The sequence below is a fragment of the Thalassotalea sp. PLHSN55 genome (genome assembly GCF_052030545.1).
Classification (GTDB): Bacteria; Pseudomonadota; Gammaproteobacteria; order Enterobacterales; family Alteromonadaceae; genus CANMXU01.
The window spans coordinates 444,143-463,846 of the sequence record NZ_JBPDIH010000003.1; the positions used below are offsets into that span (position 1 = coordinate 444,143).

The following is a 19,704-nucleotide window of genomic DNA, read 5'->3' on the forward strand; positions in this document are numbered from 1 at the left end:
TCAACAAATATCTGGTAAAAATTTTGTGATATTTGCTATCAAGATCAAAGTAAAATGCCGATGCTAAAAGGAGTCACTGATGATGAATGGCTCTGCTCCTTTCATCATCAGTATTTTTATCGGCGAATTAACGAGCCTTTTCCACGCTCAGCACTTCTTTTAAATGAATTTCTACGCGGCGGTTTATTTGATGCGCTGTTGCGGTATTGGCATTATCAAGCAAGGCTTCTTCACCAAGGCCAATAGCGGTCATAATATTTTCATCAATGCCATAGTCAAGGTGTAACTGGCTTAACAAAGCTTGAGCCCGTTTAAGCGACAAGGTTTTATTGTATGCCGCAGGTCCTTGCGCTGAGGTATGGCCGTAAATGGTTAATGATGTAACTTGATACTTTCCAATAAACTCGGCTAATTTTTGCACTTTTTGCTGATCTTTAGGCTGAATTTCAGAGCTGGCGTTGGCAAAATGCAAAACCACTTGCATCTCAACTTCACGGGTTTCCATAATCGCACAGCCATTAACATCAACAGCATGCTTCATCGATGTTGCCGGACACTGATCTTTTTGGTCAATCACACCGTCATCATCACTGTCTTTTGGCTGACTCACCACTGCAACAGGTTTTGGTTGGCTTGGCTGGGATACCTGCTGGCTAGCAGGTGCTTTTTTAGGTTTATAATCAGCGCTTTGCTTACCCCAGTAATAATTCACCCCTAAGCCTATGCTCGATACGTTGTCTTCAAAGAAATAGTTTTGAAGTTGTGCGTACATCGACCAATGGCGATTAAGTTGATATTCAAGTACCAAACCGGCGACAACATCGGTATCAGAGTCTTTTGCCCGAGCAAGCTGAGCATTATTGTTATCGGTTAAATAAATATCAGATGACCAATGCATTAATCCTAAACGTGGTTGCAAGCTCAAACGCTCAGAGAGTTGCCACTGGTAAGCGGCAACGAATGCAATACCAGAGCCGGTTGCCGCTTGAGCCTCAGCAAGTTGTTGATAATCTATGGCACTTGGCAAGGCATCAAAACTCACTTTGACATCATCGAGGTCGTGATAACCTAGTTCAAGCCGCCAATGATTATCAAATTGATAACCGGCGTGCAATTGCCAACCTAGCCTGCTGGCGTCAGCATCAACATTATCTATGCCTTGGGTTAGCTTATTAATTTCGTCTTCGGCATCTGAAGAATATAATTGATTTAAGCCACCGCCAACAAAAAAGCCTGAAAGTGACTGTTGTGCTTGGCTTGAGCTACTGATTGCCGCCATAAGCGCAACGAGATAACGAAGTTTGAATATTTTTCTCGCTCGCATAACTAGTGTTAAGAAACCAATAAACAACAAGCCAGAATTGATGCTTCCTCCAGATGATTTACTGGTTAAAGTTACATTTTCATACGGGGTAACTTCTATGGTAAAGCTGCCTTGTACTGGGTCATTTTCACCGTCACTAACCCAATAACTCACCATAGCATTGCCTTGGTAACCCAGCTCTGGGGTATAAGTTAAGCTATGATCACCATTAATAACTATACTGCCTTGGTCAACCGTTACTGTGGTTATCGTGAGTGTATCGTTATCAACATCGGTCACATTTAATAGTGGCGCAACCGTCACAGTGCTGTGATCATCAACGACAAAAACCTCAGGCTCGCTGTTAATCACCGGGGCTTGATTGACTCTCACTTCCACCACGGCGGTGCTGCTTGCAACGCCACCATTGCCATCTGAAATGCTATAGGTGATGGTATCAATGCCGGCAAAGTTTGCTGGTGGCGTATAATCAATCATCTGCTCAGCGGTTATAGTTCCTTCGCCAAATATCGCGCTAACAACGCCTAAAGTGAGGGGATCGCCATCAGCATCGCTATCATTGCTTAACACATCAATAATGCGACTTTCATTGCGAAGCATGCTGATATTGTCTTGGTTAGCTAATGGCATGGTATTGGTGGTCATCATCACCGCCACGCCGCCTGGGTCAACAATTGTGCCATTGGCTAAGCCATCATCATCGTTCGGGCCACCATCACTGATGGTCAGTTGTACACACCAATGACCTGCCGTTAAGCCGCTTGTCCATTGTTCACTGGCAGGTGGAGGACAATATCCCGGCTCACCCGCGCTTGAATGTAAGTAGTTATTGGCGTCTTGAATAAATTCGCCCCAGCCACTCGTTTCATTAAATTTACGATAAACCGCTCCATCAGGAATTGGCTGACGCTGCGGTAATACCAAGCTATATTGCTGTCCTGCAGTGGGTAAACCTGTAGCGATATAATCAAATATACCACCAACATTTTGCGCCTGTGTATCACTGCCGATACTTGCGTTTATATCGTTTTCAGAAAGTTGAATGCCGCCTAGCTCACTTTCTGCAACGGTATGACCTTTTTGCAAACAAACTCCGGGTTCACCTTCAACAAGGAAACGTTGCTGTGTATCAATTTGCTCTGGCAAGACATTACATTCAGCAATGGCGTCTAGATAATCTGGAATACCGTCGTTATCGGCATCAGTAAAACCTTCTTGGCTATCAGGAATAAGGTCGCCATCGCTATCTACATCAGCTTGTAATACCGGTAATTGTGCAACCACGATAAAACGAAGCGTCGCGGTTTTTGACAATAAACCATCGTCAGTTGCCGTTAAGCTGAGTCTATGAACGCCTAAAGGCAAAGTACTGGCATCAATGTGAACTTGACTATCGGTTTGTTCAATAATGTCAAATTCAGCCGGTAATCCCCAATTGACCGATGGGATATCATCTACATTCACATCGCTTACCTGTGCCGTAATAATAATATCGCCACCGTCAGGGGTAAATTTGATGCTTTTTAAGCTATTTTGACTCGCCGTTAAGGTGACTTCTGGTGCAACATTTTCTTCTGTGATAGTGATCACTTGCTGCGCTTTAGCGCCTAAATTTAACGACTCATCTAAGGTGATAATTAAGGTTTCATCGCCTTCAATGTCTGCGTCAGTGGCAATAGCAAGGTCAATGGTTGCTTGGCTTCCTGAGGTAATCACCACAGTGCCGTCAGTCAAGTTATGATCATCACTGTCACTTGTACCACTAATGCTATAGCTTATTTCTACAGGGTAACTTGGCGCTTGGCCATTAAGCAGCACTGAAATAGCAAGGTTTGCACCTTCAGTGGTGGTTAGGTTTTTACTTAACGAGATAAGTGGATTGACATTAACAATTTGGCTGGCCGTACTTGAAAGCCCAGTAGCGTTATCTGTAGTTTGCCAGTACGCAAGGTTTTTACCTGGTGTGAATAAATTCACGCCATCAACCAACGACACCGGAATGGCTTTTCCGTTACTGTCCATTGCCGTGGCAATGCCAAGATCCACTTTCGTAAATAAGCCAGTTGCATTAACGGTGACAGCCTCAGGTACAATTAACTCAGGAGCAGCAACATTACCACTGCCGGTGATCATCAGCGATACACTGGCTTCACTGAATTCGTCATGCTCATCGGTAATGCTGTAAGACAACTGAACATCGCCAACAAAGCCGCTTTGCGCAACATATTGCAGCTGACCATCAACAATATTCACTTGCCCCAAACTAGCACTTGCCGCTGAGATCATAAGTGTGTCTTCGTCTATATCGATATCATTTTCAAGTACATCAAGCAGGTAAGTATTCTCTTGATTTAACTCGATGCTCACAACATCATCAACCGCTTCTGGCGCATCATTTACTGGGGTTATGGTGAAACTAATGGTCACTGGCGTCGAATCATTACTGCCATCATTGGCTGTGATGGTCATGGTATCTTCGCCATGATAATTCGCATTAGGCGTATAAACCCAAGGCGAAGCGAGTTGGTCAATGTCACCATGAGTAGGAGCGGTAACGACTTGGAAGGTCAGCTCATCGCCGTCATCATCATTAAATATCGGCTCAACCTCGATTTGGCTGTCTTCCGCTAAACTTAATGCTTGGTTTTCACCTTGAGCAATGTCGTTAGTATTGGTCACTGTTAATGAAAATGCGCTTAAGCTATCACTCGCATTGGCCATATCGGCAACACTAATAATAATGTTTGCGTAGCTACCCACATCGTCATTGGTTGGCGTGCCTGTTAACGCTCCGGTTGCACTATCAAAGCTTGCCCATGCAGGTTTACCAGTAATGCTAAAGGTTTGACTGTCGCCACTGTCGACATCATTCACTACCGGGATAAAGCTATAAGCACTATCTTCAGCCACTGAGGTTGTCGGTGTGCCACTGATTTCTGGTGCATCATTGGTATTGGTGACGGTTAATGTAAATGCCGATAATGTATCGCTAGCATTTTCACTGTCTGTCACAGTCATAACAATATTGGCATAACTACCGACATCATCATTGCTTGGCGTACCGGTTAAGGCACCCGTTGCGCTATTAAAGCTCGCCCAGCTGGGTTTACCGGTAATACTGAAGGTTTGACTGTCGCCACTATCAACATCATTTACCACCGGAATAAAGCTATAAGCGCTGTCTTCGGCAATGGTGGTGATTGGCGAACCTGAAATCACCGGAGCATCATTAGTATTGGTAACTGATATCGTAAAGGCAGCTAAGCTATCACTGGCATTAGCCGCATCACTGACACTAATAACAATGTTGGCGAAATTACCAATATCATCATTAGTTGGTATTCCGGTTAAAGCACCGGTTGCACTATCAAAGCTTGCCCAGCTCGGTTTACCGGTAATGCTAAAGGTTTGACTGTCGCCACTGTCAACATCATTAACGACCGGTATAAAGCTATAAGCACTATCTTCAGCCACGATGGTTGCCGGTGACCCGCTGATCACTGGCGCGTCATTGGTATTGGTTACGGCGATGGTGAAACTTTGCAAGTCTTGACCATTTTCATCGTCAAGCACCCGTAGAGTAACGCTGTTATTGCCAATATTCTCATTTGTTGGCGTGCCGGTTAAACTTGCCGTGCCATTGCCGTTATCTGTTAACGTTAACCAGTCAGGTTTAGTTGTAGCGCTGATGGTTAAGCTGGTATCGTCAACATCGGTGACCGAAATGCTATAACTGTACAAGCTATCTTCTGCGATATTCATGCTAGCGTTTGAGCTAAACGACGGTAAGTCATTTACCGAAGCAACGGCAACATTAACTGTAATTGTATCGGTTAATAAGCCATCACTAACGCTAACAATAAAGCTGTCATTGCCCTGATAATGCGTATTCGGGGTATAGCTGACGGTTTGATTACTGCCATTGCCCGCAGCTTGTGCTGTACCATTGCTTGCTTGGCTGCTAACTGACCAAGTTAAACTGTCGTTATTAACATCGGTTGCATCAAGCGAAAGAGCAAAAGCGGTAGGCGCTGCATCTTCACTCATATTGACCAAGGTACTAGTGCCTTGGCTAATTTCAGGGGCAAGGTTCGAAGCAATAATCTCTAGATCAAATGCGGCTAAATCATTACCATCTAAACTTGGATCTTCTACTCGAATAACAATACCTGATGTAATGCCAACATCGGCAGGTGTCGGGTTACCACTTAATTCACCGGTATCAGTATCAAAACTTGCCCAAGCAGGTTTATTGGTAATGCTAAAGGCTAATGGCGTGTCCCCTTCAATATCTGTTGCAGTTGGAATAAAGCTATAGGCATTGCCATCAATCAAGCTGGTTGTTGGGTCGCCACTTATGGTTGGCGCATCATTAATCGCGGTAATGGTTAATGTTTCGCTAAACGTAGCGCTAACTTCCAGTTGATCATCACCACTTAAACTTAGCGTTGCAGCAGTAGTATCGTTTTCATCAGTTTGAAAATGAATGCGTTGGTCATCATCAAAGAATGCCGTTATATCTGCACTTAAGCCCGTTAAAGTAATTGAGCTACTACCATTTTCATTAGCACCTGAAATTGTAGTATCTGAAACCGTGCCGTTGCCATCACTAGCAAATAATAAACCTCGATCAACACTCAGGGTTACGGTTAGTTCATCATCATTGCCATCAGCAATCACGATATCAGTTAAATCAAGCGCGGTTTTAACGTCTTCATCTAGTGTAAACGGCCCAACACTATTGCTTGCCTCAGTGATGGTTGGCAAATTGTTAGTATCAATGGTGTGCTCTTCGCCACTAGTATAAGCACTAGGAATATTGCCATTTTCATCGCTAATATTAGTACTGTCGTTTAAGTCAATCCGTAAATCACCCACAGTAATACCCGTATTAACACTGACAGTATAATTTGTGCCAGAGCCGGTTATACCTGTAATAGCCGGTGCTTGATTGCTGTCACCGCTGATTAAATTAGCCGTAAAGTCATCACTACTAACATTGTTGACCTCATCAGCAAAAACGATATCAAAATCAACACTGGTTGCTGTATCTGCCGGAGAACCTGAGATTGTGATACTGGTAATATTCGGCAAGGTATCTGTGGTAGTTAAATCTAACCTTACTATTGCACTATCATCTTGTAAGTTTGCAAAACTGTCTTCAGCGACAACATAAATATCATAATGGGTTCCGTCAGTAAGCGTCGTAATAGTACGATTACCTACAGTACTTGTGGTATTGATAGTGCCTTGAGCAAGCACCGTGGTTGAGCCATAATCAGCCCCGGCTTTGATTTGCGCCGCAGTCGGTACCGATTCACCATCAGCAACCACTAGGTAATAAACACTGCCTTCTTCATTAAGATCAACAGCCACATTACCGCCATTACTAGAAACGGCTGATAATGTTGGGCTACTATCAAAACTTGGCGCAGTGCCGTCTTCATCATCAGTAATAGTGACGGTTTGTTGCTGCGTGCCACTTTCAGTAGCGCTACCGCCAGTGACTGAGGAAACATCAATGATAATAGTTTCATCGGCATCAATGACGGCATCATCAACCGCGGTAATGCCAGTTGTCGCATTCGCGGATGTTGCACCGCTATTAATAGTAATTGAGCTACTTGGCGTATTGTAATCGGTGCCGCCACCGGTTGCTGTACCGCTATAGCTTAAATTCACCGTCACATTGGCATAGGTGCCATGACTTAATGTTGCGGTGATAGTCGAGGTACCGCCATTTTCAGCAACATTACTTGTGTCTGTTGATAAGACAACTACCGGCGCAGATTCTGCGTCGGTGATGGTTATAGTTTGTTGATTGGTACTGCCTTCAGTGCCCACCGATAAACTATTGATATCAACAATTGCGGTTTCATCTGCCGCGGCATCATAAATGGTATCGGCAATTGCCGTTAAGCTAGCGGTATTACTGCTACTGCCAGAGGAAATAACAATGCTGTCTACTTTAGAATAATCCGTGCCTGATGTACCTGTACCCGTGTAGGCAAGGCCTACGGTAATATCTGCTGGCCAATAGTTATTTAAACTGCCACTTAACGTAGCAGTTAAGGTCGCCACGCCACCATCTTCGGCAATGGTATTGGTATCTGTGGTTAAGTTCACCTCTGGCAGGTTAGCGTAAATCGCATCACCACCTTGGCTAATCGCGGTGGTAAAAGCACCACTGGTATTGCCGCTACTATCGGTTAAGGTGAAATTCACCGCAATATCACTGCCTGCCCCAACATCGGTGCCGCCATCAGTAATGGTGAACGTTGCGGTATAAGTCGTATCGTTCGTTTTACTTAAGCTACTTAAAGTAAAGCCGTTAATCGTGCCGGAAATGCCACCACTGCCGGTGGTGTAATCATCACTGTCGGAGCTAACCGTGATAGTGGCAGTTACCACATCGCCTACTTTATGGTCGCTGTTTGGAATACTCACTGCGGTGATGGTTGGTGCGGTACTATCAATGGTAGTGAAATCCACTTTGGTCGCCGATGCCTGTACATTCGGCGAACCTTCATCATCTTGAGCAACCACATAAATATCATAAGCAGTACTGCCTGATAAACCACTAAAAGCTTCACCGCCTGTCGTTGATGAGGTATTAAAGTTCCCTGAGGCTAATTGCCCAGAGCCGCCGGTGCCAGTACCGGCTTTTACTTCTGCAACCGATGGCGCGCTTGCACCATTAGCCACAACAACATAATAAACCGTACCGTCTTCATCAAGATCTACCGATAAAGTCGCCCCCGTGCCAGTGATAGTACCAATTGAAGGTGTGCTATTTTCGAAAACAGGTGCGGTACTATCAATGGTAGTAAAATCCACTTTAGTCGCCGATGCTTGCACATTAGGCGAACCTTCATCATCTTCAGCAACCACATAAATATCATATGCTGTACTTCCTGATAAACCGCTAAAAGCTTCACTGCCCGTTGTTGATGTAGTAGCAAAACTGCCGTTCGCTAATTGCCCTGAGCCGCCACTACCTGTACCAGCTTTCACTTCACTGACTGACGGCGCGCTCGCACCATTAGCTACAACGACATAATAAACCGTGCCGTCTTCATCAAGATCTACCGATAAAGTCGCCCCCGTGCCAGTGATAGTACCAATTGAAGGCGTGCTGTTTTCGAAAACAGGCGCGGTACTATCTATGGTAGTGAAATCCACTTTAGTCGCCGATGCTTGCATATTAGGTGAACCTTCATCATCTTGGGCAACCACATAAATATCATAATCGGTACTATTAGCTAAGCCGCTAAAAGCTTCGCTGCCCGTCGTTGATGAAGTGGTAAAATTTCCTGCCCCTAACTGGCCTGAGCCGCCACTACCCGTGCCTGCTTTGACTTCATTGGCAGACGGCGCGCTCGCACCATTTGCTACCACGACATAATAAACCGTACCGTCTTCATCAAGATCTACCGAGAGTGTTGCACCAGTGCCTGTAATTGCGCTAATTGAAGGCGTGCTGTTTTCAAATACCGGCGCAATATTATCCACAACGGTTATGGTAAATTGCTTAGCAAAATCATCGGTGCCGTCATTGGTATTTATACGAATAGAATAAGAACCAGCACTCAGAGCTGCAGCATCATTTACTCTTAACGACGAACCACTAATATTAAAGCTGCCATTATTGGTATCGCCAGCGCCAGCAACAAGTGTGTAGGTATGGCTATCGCCACCATCAGCATCAGTTGTTGATAAAGTACCCACAACGGCATTTACACCATCAGATTGATTGACACTGCTTGAAGTTAAAGAGATATCTGTTGGCGCAGAATTAGCAGGCGCGCCTCCAAAAGTACTAATCACGTTAATAGGAGATGGAAAAGGGTTCCCTCCCCAATAATAAGATGTAGCCATACAAGCTAATATATTTGGAGCAGGCAAGGTACATACCCCACCTGTCGTTACATGCCAAATATTACCAGCAGCAGTACAAGCAGTTTTGCTAGTAAAACCAGTAATTACTGAAACTTGAGCCGTTGGAGTAACCGTGTGTGTTTCACCGGGAACATAAATGTCAATTGGTACAACATTTCTACCATCAACATTAATACTATGACAAAAATTAGCAAAGGTTTTTCTACCAAGCATATTGCCAGAAAGCGTTGCTTTAATACTATCACCCTGCGTTAATAGGTCATTTTTCTTTAAGAAGTCCAACGCCGATTTATTTACCGCTACCTCAGTAGCCACATTGCTTGTCGCTTTTTTAGCATAACTAAAAGCGCCAAAAGCTGAACGTTTAGTTTTATGCTGTTTTGCATTATCTTGTGCTAATACTTGCTCTTGCTGCACCTTATCGTTAGTAACGTAAACCTTGGCTTCGCTTTTTAATCGGCGACCATTGACTGAAGAGCTCACATTTCGAACTGATGCCGCGGCACCTCCACCTAACATAGCTAACATCGGAATAGCGCTTTTAATCACTTTGCCAAGCTTGTTAGGTCTGCCTTTTAACGGGCTTGAATTATTTATCTGCTTAGTCACTTTCATTATTCCTTTAACTTGTCAGTGGTTGCATTTTAGGGTGACAAAAATGATTTCTCATTCTTGGGTGCGAAGGTTCAATTAACTCAGGAAAACTACTGTTAGGTATTACGGCAATATCGTAAATTTGGTCAACATTACCAGTGAATTTAATATTACCAATTTCAGCTTGTTTGCCCTTTTCATCTAGGTTGAATAGCCAAATTCCTGAAAAAGTTTCTTCATATTTCTCTGATAAGGGTGCTGGTTTAGTGACATCAGCAGCCCTTACTTTCGACAAGCCAGCAAACATAATTGGCCCATAAAAGTCCATGCCGCGAGTAAAACCAGGCACTTCAAATAAGGTTTCGGTTTGTTTAGTTTCGGGGTGATAACTACAAATAAGGCCATGACCTGAATTACAAAAATAGACTTGTTCGTTATACCAACGGGGCGAATGCGGCATAGCTAAGCCGTCAACTAAAATTTCATTGGTTTCAACAGACATTAAGGTGCCGTCAAAGCTTTTTCCTTTACGCCACATACCTGCATTATCAAACTTTGAGAAGGTGGTTACATAGGCCGGTTTTCCGTCTTTTAAGGTCATACCATTGAGGTGACAGCGATCTTCTGGGACAAGTTCAGAAATAAAATGTGGCTTCCAACGCGGTACAAAACTCGAGTCTGGATCTAAAGTACATAAACAAGAAAAGCTTGAGTTCACAGCCCATAAGCCTTCATCGCCCCAGTCAATATCATGAATATTGATCATGCCCGAATAATGAGCCGAACGGGTGATGAAACAAGCGTCTACGCGCTCATCAAGTGCTGCGTTTAGCCTTTCTTGATAAGCATGAAATTTCTGTTGTTGTTGCTCATGCTTTTCACGCTGCTCAGCAGTTAATTCAGGGGAATCTTCCTTGTTGTCATTTTCAACAAGTTCAGTTTGGAGCTGCTCTTTAGGTTTAATGCGTGGTGCGGTGATATCGTCTTCAATTTTAACTAAGGGCTGTTTAATTTGCTCTAATAAACCATCTTCACGTTGAAAGTTAATAATTTGGGTAAAGATACCTAAAGTAATGCCATCTTCACTGGCGGTAAGCCCCATAGGGCGAGGAAAACTTTTAAAATTAACATCAAGCTTTTCCCCATCACTGCGGATCAACATTAACCGCCCAGCTTGATAGGAAGTAAAAGCAAGTGAGATATTGAGTTCTTTTAATATGGCAGGTAAGTTTTCGCTATATTCACAGGTGAAATCGAGTTCATCTGCTGACAGTGAAGGAGCTTGTGGCTGTTCAGCCTGAGTGTTTTTTACTACATCATCCATAACGTTACTTCATACTGGCTCATCGCGAGCCTAAATATCCTTATTAAGTTCACCCTTTCTGATGAACTAGTTTATTCAGCACTAATGAAACTGAATGTCCTTTGCCTAACGTTAGTTAACTTTACTGAAGTTACCTGCAGTTAATATGTTTTTACTTCGCGAACTTATCTTGGTTGCTTTGCTATCGGCGAAGTCAATAATTTCAATTGTGCTAACAATTGGCTTACCGTCAGCTCTGGTTGTTTCGATAACAATAAAGCAGCTAAACCAGAAGTTATGCTCGATGCTAACGAAGTTCCTGAAAAATTACCGTATTTTCCTAAGCGTAGTGTAGTTTTAGCATTTTTTCCATAATTCAATAAATCGACACTAGCGCCATAATTACTAAAACGTAACGGATTGCCATATTGATCAGCCGCGCCCACCACGATTGCCTCAGCAATGCTGGCTTCGCTGCTAAATTGGCTTAATTGCTTCCCTTGATTACCTGAGGAAAAAATCACGGCAATGCCCTTACCATTTCTACCTGTTTGAGCCAGTTCAGTCACAATTTCGGCAACCGGCTGTAATAGCCATTGTGAATGCCAACTGCAATTAATAATATCAGCGCCAGCAAGGGCGGCTAAATGAAAACTAAGTAAGGTATTTGACGTCCAGCTATCGGGTTGACGTAAGGCGATAATATCAGCTTCAGGCGCAATGCCATCAATACCAATATTATTGTGCTGGGCAAAAATAATACCCGCCACTTTAGTACCGTGGTTATCTAATCGTGACAGCGGGTGAGCGGTTAATTTTTTATTAGTGACATCATAAGCAAGCAGCGGCTTTAAGTGTTTAAGATCTGGGTGCTTAAGGGCAAAGCCATCGTCAATAATCGCAATTTTAATACCTGCACCTTTGGTGGATTGCCACAATTTAGGCAAATTAAGCTGGTTAATATATTCGTTGCTTTCAAATAAAGAAGCAGTATTATTTTTAATAGCCGACTTTTGTTTGAGTTGTAAAATATCAGGCTGTACTAATTTAATTTCTGGCAGATCGGCAAATTCTGTTAATACTTTCGATAACAAGTCTTTTTCAATTATTTCTACCGCATAATAATGATATTTTTGGCCAATAAATAATTCCGTAACTTTACTTATTTGCTGATGATATTGCTGCAACTTAGCTTTAGTTATTTTTTTTGAAGTTTTAACAATAAGTCGATTACTCACCGATACTTTAACGCCACTACCCGCAACTAAATAATGTTGTTGCTGTTTGATTAAAGTAACTGATTCTGTAAAGTTTTTAAAAGTTAAATTAGCTGCCAAGGCTGGTATTGAAACTACATTCAACAAGCAAAAAGCACAAACTATTACTCGCCATGAAAAAAATAAACAAACTGAAAATGGGGAAATAATAGCAGGCAAAGGCACTCTCTTTAAAAATAAAAAAGTTATTATGATGACTCAAACATCATCATAATAACTTAAGCTGATTAAATATTAACAACTAAACAGTGAAGTAGACTAATTTCTCGCTGGAAATAATCCGTCTAACGCAATACAAAAATTAACACCAATAAAGGGTTGTCTATTTTCATGCGCTTGGCTTTGCCCCGCGGTTGCCAAAGTTTCCAAAGCTAAATTCGTATCTGTTGTTTGCAATGTTGATAAATAGGCATTTCTTTCACTCCGATTACCACTTTCTCTACTCATATAAGCAATACTCGTAGGACTGGCAGTATCACCTGCTTCAGAAGTTCCGTACACGCTATGGCTATGAGCAGGGTTTTCAGCACTACTCAATTGAACCGCAGGAAGACCACCTAACTCTCCTAACCTTCTGGAAGTTAAACCTGGACCACGCCCTTGATGCATAGGGGCTCTATCGGTTAAATTTGGTAAAGCAAAAGTGGTGCGTCCATCACCACCATAGGTATTGCCTAATATGGCAAATAACGTAGTAAACTGAGAAATTTGCAGCTCTGAGCCATCACAAAATGCCCAATCCCGTGGCGCATATGAACAAGCCCACATTCTAACCTCACCAACAAATGGTTCTGACATAATAACTCTCCTTAGTTTCTACTTGGATATTGGCCAAGGGTTGCAATAATAAAATTAACACAGCTATAAGGCATCATATTAAAATGAGCTTCATCAGCTCCCTGCGTTGCAACAGTCTCTGCATTCATTGCTTCAAGACGAGAAGGGGTTGGCGATAAAATATAATGTTGGTCGCCGTCATTTTGAGCTGCTAACACCTGACCAGTTGGTTGACTAGCATTTGCAATAACAGTACTCGCCTTTAAGGTATGGTTGTGACTCGGCATTTCTTCACTGGACAATCGAACTGTTTCTACGCCCAATTGACTGCCTAATGTTCTTCTGGTTAAGCCCGGTCCTTGCCCTTGATGGATAGGTAAACGGCCACGCAAATCAGGTAAAGCAAAGCTTGTTCTACCATCACCACCATACGTTGCGCCAATTAATGAAAATAAAGCATCGTTACTATTTACGGCAAGTTGTTGACCGTCACAAAAAGCCCAATTTTTTGGGGCATAATTGCCGGCAAACATGCGGATTTCGCCGATAAATGGATCACTCATAATTAATTTCCTTATTAATTTCTAGACGGGAATTGTCCCGTGATAGCAATGCAAAAACTAACCACTAATGACGGCTGCATATTATAATGCGGCTGACCATTACCCGTTTCTGCAACACTTGCTGGGTTAATAGGCGTTAAGCTGCTTGGCGTGGTATAAATATTCAATGGATCAGTTTTCCCTGCCCGAATATCTGCGCCACCAGCAAAAGTACTACCTGCAAAAGCTGTAGTATTACCATCTGCGGTATTGGCATTTACTTGGTGAGTATGTTCGGGCATTTCTGCAGCAGTAAGGGTGACCCCTTCAAGTCCAGCTCTAGCCCCCATATTAATACCCGTTTGACTGTTCATGGCATTTACTGGGGTTCGACCACGCATATCAGGTAAGGCAAAATTGGTCCGCCCATCACCACCATAATTGGTACCGAGCAAGGCATACAACGCCTGGTTATCATTAATAGTTAATAATTGCCCATCACATAACGCCCACCCTTTAGGCGCCCAGTTATAACTGAACATGCGTATTTCGCTCATAAATGGTTCTGCCATTTTATTCTCCTTGCTATTTACATTAAATGTGGAACATTCCACAATGGTTCAATCAATTATTCTTTTTAACCAATACCTTACAATTAGAGCTAGCTATATTTATGGATAAAAATAACCAGCACAAAAACATTACCCTTAGACAACATAACGCCGATGATCTGCCCTTTATGCTGGCTTTATATGCAACTACTCGCCAAGCTGAACTGGCAATGACTAATTTTAGCGAGCAAGAGAAAAATCAATTTATCAGCCAACAATTTAATGCCCAATACCAGCATTATTTGCAACATTACAACAGTGAGCACTTTGATATTATTGAGCTCAACGGCGCTGCCATAGGACGCTTATTTGTTGACTATTGGACTAACGAAATTCGCATTGTTGATATTACCTTAACAAGCCAATACCAAAACCAAGGCATTGGTAGCTATTTATTTGAGCAATTGTTTACTCTAGCTCGCGCTAAGAAAAAGCCGATTACGATTCATGTTGAACATAACAATCCTGCAAAAAAACTCTATCAACGGCTGGGGTTTGAATTAAAAACCCAAACCAATGATATTTATTTATTGATGCAATGGACGCCTTAATGATCAGCCAACATCTGCGCGAAAAAGTTAATGTGCTTGCTTGGCACGGGTGATCACCGTTTCATATTCAGTCGCACTGTTCGGCGAGAGAAACAATTCTTGCTGACCAAAGAGTTGATGAGAAAAAACATAACTGCCCTGCGGAATTTCAAACTCATCGCTGCCATGATAAATCACTGAAAAAGCTTCCCACTGCTCACCATCAAGTACCCCGACATTTACCTCTGCCAGTGTAAGTTCAACCTGATTGCCTTGCTGATCAGCTACTTGCACTGATTCACCCACGATATTGGTCAAGTTTTCTAAGTTATATTTTTCCATTGTCTGTCCTTAATGAGAGTTACTTTTGCACACTGCCTGCTTCAGCCAGTCATTGGCTTGGCAATCAATTACTAAATTAATACGGTCTTCACTACCGATATGTTTAACGCTATGTAGCGCGTCAGCATTGATGTACCATAATTGGCCATTTTTCATCGGTATAATCTTTTCATGTACGGTAAATTCAACCTGTTCACTGGCAAAAATAGGTAAATGCAAACGAGCAATAGCATTGGTCATCGATAAACCTTTATCTTGATGAGGTTTGATATAAGCATTTGCTTTCAAGCGCATCAATCGCACCGCTTGAGCAGAGCAAGGCAAACTATCAAGCATTTTTTGAAGGTAGGGTAATTTTTTGATGATTGGTAGGTACTGCCAATCACCTTGTTCTTCTAGCGAAAAACTTTGCAGTATTGGGTGCTGCTTAAGATTTTTAGCGAGCGTTTTAATCGGTAATACATCCCAGCTACCTTGGTAGCATGAGGTATTGACGTGATCGACCCAGTGTTCGCTCAGTAACGAAGAAACTTCTTGTTGTAAAACATGCAGGTTGACCTGCAATGGCAGCAGCGCTGAATAAATAATGGCCGACATCTCACTCCTTGAAACGTAAAACTTAACTAAAGATAATGTAAATCAATTACCTCAGCGGTGATTTAAATCACCAAATCCTTTAAAGATAGTAATACTAGTAAAATGACCAATGAGCAAGTTTTAAACAAGAAATAATAACGAAGGGATGGCAGCGCAGAAGGATATAACGCTCTGCGCTACGCTTTGGTGCGATTGAAGTACTTAACTAACCTGAGCTCGGCTTAATAAATACTTCTCTAGCCGCTACTTTTACTAACTTCCGCGTTAAATTCACTTGCAATAGACCAGCTATTGTCGCGTAAATTTGCCTTGAAGTAAGCAAAACCAGCAAGCTAGAGGTTAACATAAAAAATATGATGTTATATTTCAACTCGTTAAATATCTCTTAAACCGAGTTCAGGTTAACTATTATTCGCTATAGGTTTAAATCAACAACAACACGACCTTGTACTTTACCAGCCATTAATTGCTCAGCCGTTTCAACAACCTCAGATAAACCTATAACGGTTTGAATTTTTTCCAATTGCAACTCGTTAATTACCTCTGCTAGGCGTTCCCACGCTTCAAGTCGATCCGCTTTTGGTCGCATCACACTATCGATACCCGCAAGGGTAATACCACGTAAAATAAACGGGGCAACACTGGCAGGTAAATCCATACCTTGCGCTAAGCCACAAGCAGCCACCGTACCGCCATATTTTAAACCAGCACAAACATTCGCCAAGGTATGGCTGCCAACCGAGTCAATAGCCGCTGCCCATTGCTCTTTAGCTAACGGCCGACCCGCTTCAGATAAACTCGCGCGGTCGATAATTTCACTCGCACCCAGTGCAGTTAAATAATCGCTTTCTTCCATACGGCCAGTTGATGCAACAACCTGATAACCTAGCTTGGCTAATATTGAAATCGCGAAACTGCCAACACCACCATTAGCACCGGTCACCAAAACTTTGCCGCTTGTCGGCGTAATACCATGTTTTTCTAGAGCAATAACACACAACATGGCGGTATAACCTGCGGTACCTACGGTCATTGCTTGTTGTGGCGTAATTTTACTTGGCAGTGGGATCAACCAATCGCTGCTAAGCCTTGCTTGTTGTGCTAATCCGCCCCAATGTTTTTCACCTACGCCCCAACCATTTAGAAGCACCTGTTGACCTTGGCTAAACTCATTCGATGATGATTCTTTCACTGTGCCAACCAAATCTATACCGGGCACCATAGGAAATTGACGAACAACAGGCCCTTTACCGGTAATCGCCAAGCCATCTTTATAATTTAAGGTACTAAATTGCACATCAATGGTGACATCACCTTCGGGTAAATCGGCCTCAGTTAACGGCTTTAAGTCAGCGCGATAACCCTGTTCGTCTTTTTCAATTAAAATACCGTTAAACATGTTATTTCCTCATAGCGGTTATATTTAGACTGGTCGTCTATTAATCGTTAAATAAAAAGTTATTCATCATGAATAACTTTCATCAGAAGATGCATTCAACAAATTCGTCGTGTTAGCATCAACAATCTTTAGGTAAATTAGCCAAGTATACTTTTATGTAAAGCGCTAATGGTTGACTACTTTGCATAAGCTTAGCTTGCATTACGGCACCTTCCCAGCCGATCCAAAAATATTCAGCCAATTGTTGGCAATTTTCCTGCTTTGATAATTCACCAACCTGTTGCGCGTGCAGTAAACATTGCTCAACCTGTTGTTGCCAGCCGGCAAATACCGATTGCAATAACTGCCGAAAACTTGGCGGTAACAAACCAATTTCTTGACCAAGATTGCCAATTAAACAGCCTCTTTTGAATTGATACTTAGCCATGCCCGCTTGGGCTTTATCAGCAAAATCAGCTAGTCGCGCTAGCGGCGTTAAGTTTTCATTGTGCAAACTGTCGGTGATTTTTTTAACAAAATACTTGTCGTAACTACGTATTAGTTCAATGCCAAATTCTTCTTTGCTCGCAAAGTAGTGATAAAAAGAGCCTTTTGGCACAGCCACTTTTTTTAAAATACCGTCGATACCTGCTGAAGCAAAACCACTTTCTGTTAATACTTCTAAGCCACTACGAATTAGGGCAGAACGGGTGTCTTCGCTATTTCGCGCTACTTTCGGCGGTCGGCCTCTACGCGGTTTTGTCGTTAATCTATTAGCTTGTTCAATATTCATACAAACATTATAGACCGATCGTCTATTAAATTACTAGCATTAGTTTTCAGCGACGCTAAAACAAAAACAATTTAATTAACACAATGACCATTAGATATTCAGTAATAAATCGCATATATTTTAGTCAGCGTTAATCAACAATAGTTATGGGTTATTCTTTGTGCTAAGTCGTCTTTTTATTTGCTGTTTATTTTTAGCTAGCTTACCGACACCTATTTTTGCGCAAGATCTAGAACCACGTCGCTGGAGCCCAGTACCACTTGATGTTGATATTGTTGGTATTGGTTATGGGTATTCAGCTTCAGATATTGCATACGATCCGGTTTACCAAGTTGAAAATGCTCAATTAAAACTGCACGTTATTGGCGCCAATTACATTACCTCTTTTAAGCTCGCCGACAAACTGGTGCGTTTTGATGTGAAACTGCCGTGGGCAAATGGTGAATGGGATGGCTTATTGCAGTCTAAACCTGGCGAATTAAAACGTATTGGCATGCTCGACCCTGTGTTTCGTTTGTCGGTGAACTTAATTGGCAGTCCCGCACTTGAGAGTAAAAAGCTACGTCGATATTTACAGAGTAAAAGCAGTAATACCATTGTTGGTGCAGCCCTTTCCGTTACCGCGCCTTGGGGTGAATATCATCACGACCGACTGATTAATTTAGGTCATAATCGATATAACATTCGTCCGCAAATAGGTATGGTGCACACCCGAGGTGCTTGGCAGTACGAGTTAACCGGCTCAGTGTCTATTTTCACCGACAATAACAGCTTTCATAATGGCAAGTTGAAGCAGCAAAAGCCTTTGTTTGCAATACAAAGTCATTTAATTCGCACGTTTGAGCGTGGCAAGTGGTTATCGATTAGCGCTGGATACGGTGTTGGCGGTCAAACTAAAGTTGACCAGGTTGAACAAAATGACAAAAAGCACACCATTTTGTCGGCGCTTTCTTTTGGCATGCCTATTAGCATGAGTCAGTCAGTGAGAATTGCCTATTTATATCAACAAACAAATTCTGATGTTGGTGCAGACTCAGACGCACTGTTGTTAGGCTGGAGTCAACGATTCTAACCAATGGCGCTATTATAAATTTACCTCATGCTTGCTAACGCTAAAGGGAAAGAAAATATGTACACTGAAGTGATCAAGTTTTGGTTTAGTGAGTTAACACCTGACCAGTGGTGGCGTAAGGACTTAACGCTCGACAAGCGTATTGAAGATAAATTTTTAGCTTTGCATCAACAAGCCATGCAAGGTGAGTTATTTGCATGGCGAACACAGCCTCATGGTCGTTTGGCAGAAATTATTGTACTTGACCAATTTTCCCGCAATATATTTCGCGACACTAAACTCGCTTTTGCCAGCGACCCAGTAGCACTGGTGTTGGCACAAGAAGCAATAGCGGTAAAAGCTGATCGAGCCTTGTCAGCCATTGAACGCAGTTTTCTCTATATGCCCTTTATGCACAGTGAGTCGGTTACTATGCATCAAGTTGCCGAACAGCTTTTTAAAGGCAATGGCATAGAGAGTAATTACCAATTTGAATTACAGCATAAAAAAATAATTGATCAATTTGGTCGTTATCCGCATCGAAATAAAATACTAGAACGTGAATCAAGTAGCGCAGAGCTTGAATTTCTTCAGCAGCCCAACTCGAGTTTTTAATCGTCGCTATTACCGCCTGTGTTGACAAATATCAATATAACGAATTTTTGCTAGACTATAATGATGCCACT

14 protein-coding genes are annotated in these 19,704 nt (G+C 42.4%); 4 read left to right on the forward strand and 10 right to left on the reverse strand.

Annotated elements, in window-relative coordinates; genetic code table 11:
• Positions 1-127 precede the first annotated feature (127 nt).
• From ACRRSQ_RS07730 to ACRRSQ_RS07740, 3 genes are all read right to left on the reverse strand, one after another.
• On the reverse strand, positions 128-9,832 hold the full coding sequence (locus ACRRSQ_RS07730) for an Ig-like domain-containing protein (protein WP_440875138.1): 9,705 nt from the start codon (positions 9,830-9,832) through the stop codon (positions 128-130).
• 13 nt (positions 9,833-9,845) lie between these two features.
• The gene (locus tag ACRRSQ_RS07735) at positions 9,846-11,141 is read right to left on the reverse strand and encodes a TIGR03032 family protein (protein WP_440875139.1); all 1,296 of its coding nucleotides are present in this window, start codon (positions 11,139-11,141) and stop codon (positions 9,846-9,848) included.
• Between the two features lie 164 nt (positions 11,142-11,305).
• Positions 11,306-12,358: a S8 family peptidase gene (locus ACRRSQ_RS07740; protein WP_440875140.1), complete on the reverse strand. Its 1,053-nt coding sequence runs from the start codon at positions 12,356-12,358 to the stop codon at positions 11,306-11,308.
• A 46-nt stretch (positions 12,359-12,404) separates the two neighbouring features.
• Here ACRRSQ_RS07740 and ACRRSQ_RS07745 point away from each other — a divergent pair, with 46 nt between their 5' ends.
• The gene (locus ACRRSQ_RS07745; RefSeq protein ID WP_440875141.1) at positions 12,405-12,611 is read left to right on the forward strand and encodes a hypothetical protein; all 207 of its coding nucleotides are present in this window, start codon (positions 12,405-12,407) and stop codon (positions 12,609-12,611) included.
• A 44-nt stretch (positions 12,612-12,655) separates the two neighbouring features.
• Here the strand turns inward: ACRRSQ_RS07745 and ACRRSQ_RS07750 are convergent, their stop codons facing one another.
• The 3 genes from ACRRSQ_RS07750 to ACRRSQ_RS07760 are packed head-to-tail and all read right to left on the reverse strand — an operon-like array spanning position 12,656 to position 14,288.
• Positions 12,656-13,195 carry a phage tail protein gene (locus tag ACRRSQ_RS07750; protein WP_440875142.1) on the reverse strand — a complete coding sequence of 180 codons (540 nt, stop codon included), beginning with the start codon at positions 13,193-13,195 and terminating at the stop codon, positions 12,656-12,658.
• A gap of 11 nt (positions 13,196-13,206) precedes the next feature.
• Positions 13,207-13,737 carry a phage tail protein gene (locus ACRRSQ_RS07755; protein WP_440875143.1) on the reverse strand — a complete coding sequence of 177 codons (531 nt, stop codon included), beginning with the start codon at positions 13,735-13,737 and terminating at the stop codon, positions 13,207-13,209.
• A gap of 14 nt (positions 13,738-13,751) precedes the next feature.
• Positions 13,752-14,288, reverse strand: coding sequence for a phage tail protein (locus ACRRSQ_RS07760; RefSeq protein WP_440875144.1), 537 nt, complete (start codon positions 14,286-14,288; stop codon positions 13,752-13,754).
• A gap of 101 nt (positions 14,289-14,389) precedes the next feature.
• Between ACRRSQ_RS07760 and ACRRSQ_RS07765 the strand changes: the two genes are divergently transcribed.
• Positions 14,390-14,878 (forward strand): GNAT family N-acetyltransferase, encoded by a 489-nt coding sequence (locus tag ACRRSQ_RS07765; RefSeq protein ID WP_440875145.1) that lies wholly within the window; start codon positions 14,390-14,392, stop codon positions 14,876-14,878.
• Positions 14,879-14,905: 27 nt separating this feature from the next.
• On the opposite strand, the gene ACRRSQ_RS07770 is transcribed toward ACRRSQ_RS07765, so the two are convergent.
• The 4 genes from ACRRSQ_RS07770 to acuR all read right to left on the reverse strand — a co-directional run bounded on the left by ACRRSQ_RS07770 (position 14,906) and on the right by acuR (position 17,967).
• Positions 14,906-15,199 (reverse strand): DUF6916 family protein, encoded by a 294-nt coding sequence (locus tag ACRRSQ_RS07770; protein ID WP_440875146.1) that lies wholly within the window; start codon positions 15,197-15,199, stop codon positions 14,906-14,908.
• A gap of 9 nt (positions 15,200-15,208) precedes the next feature.
• Entirely contained in the window at positions 15,209-15,796 is a 588-nt protein-coding gene (locus ACRRSQ_RS07775; RefSeq protein ID WP_440875147.1) for an aspartyl/asparaginyl beta-hydroxylase domain-containing protein, read from the reverse strand.
• Positions 15,797-16,211: 415 nt separating this feature from the next.
• Positions 16,212-17,195 (reverse strand): acrylyl-CoA reductase (NADPH), encoded by a 984-nt coding sequence (acuI, locus tag ACRRSQ_RS07780; RefSeq protein ID WP_440875148.1) that lies wholly within the window; start codon positions 17,193-17,195, stop codon positions 16,212-16,214.
• Positions 17,196-17,313: 118 nt separating this feature from the next.
• Entirely contained in the window at positions 17,314-17,967 is a 654-nt protein-coding gene (acuR, locus tag ACRRSQ_RS07785; protein WP_440875149.1) for an acrylate utilization transcriptional regulator AcuR, read from the reverse strand.
• A gap of 160 nt (positions 17,968-18,127) precedes the next feature.
• Between acuR and ACRRSQ_RS07790 the strand changes: the two genes are divergently transcribed.
• Positions 18,128-19,039: a transporter gene (locus ACRRSQ_RS07790; RefSeq protein ID WP_440875150.1), complete on the forward strand. Its 912-nt coding sequence runs from the start codon at positions 18,128-18,130 to the stop codon at positions 19,037-19,039.
• 57 nt (positions 19,040-19,096) lie between these two features.
• Positions 19,097-19,633: a DUF924 family protein gene (locus ACRRSQ_RS07795; RefSeq protein WP_440875151.1), complete on the forward strand. Its 537-nt coding sequence runs from the start codon at positions 19,097-19,099 to the stop codon at positions 19,631-19,633.
• Positions 19,634-19,704: the final 71 nt, after the last annotated feature.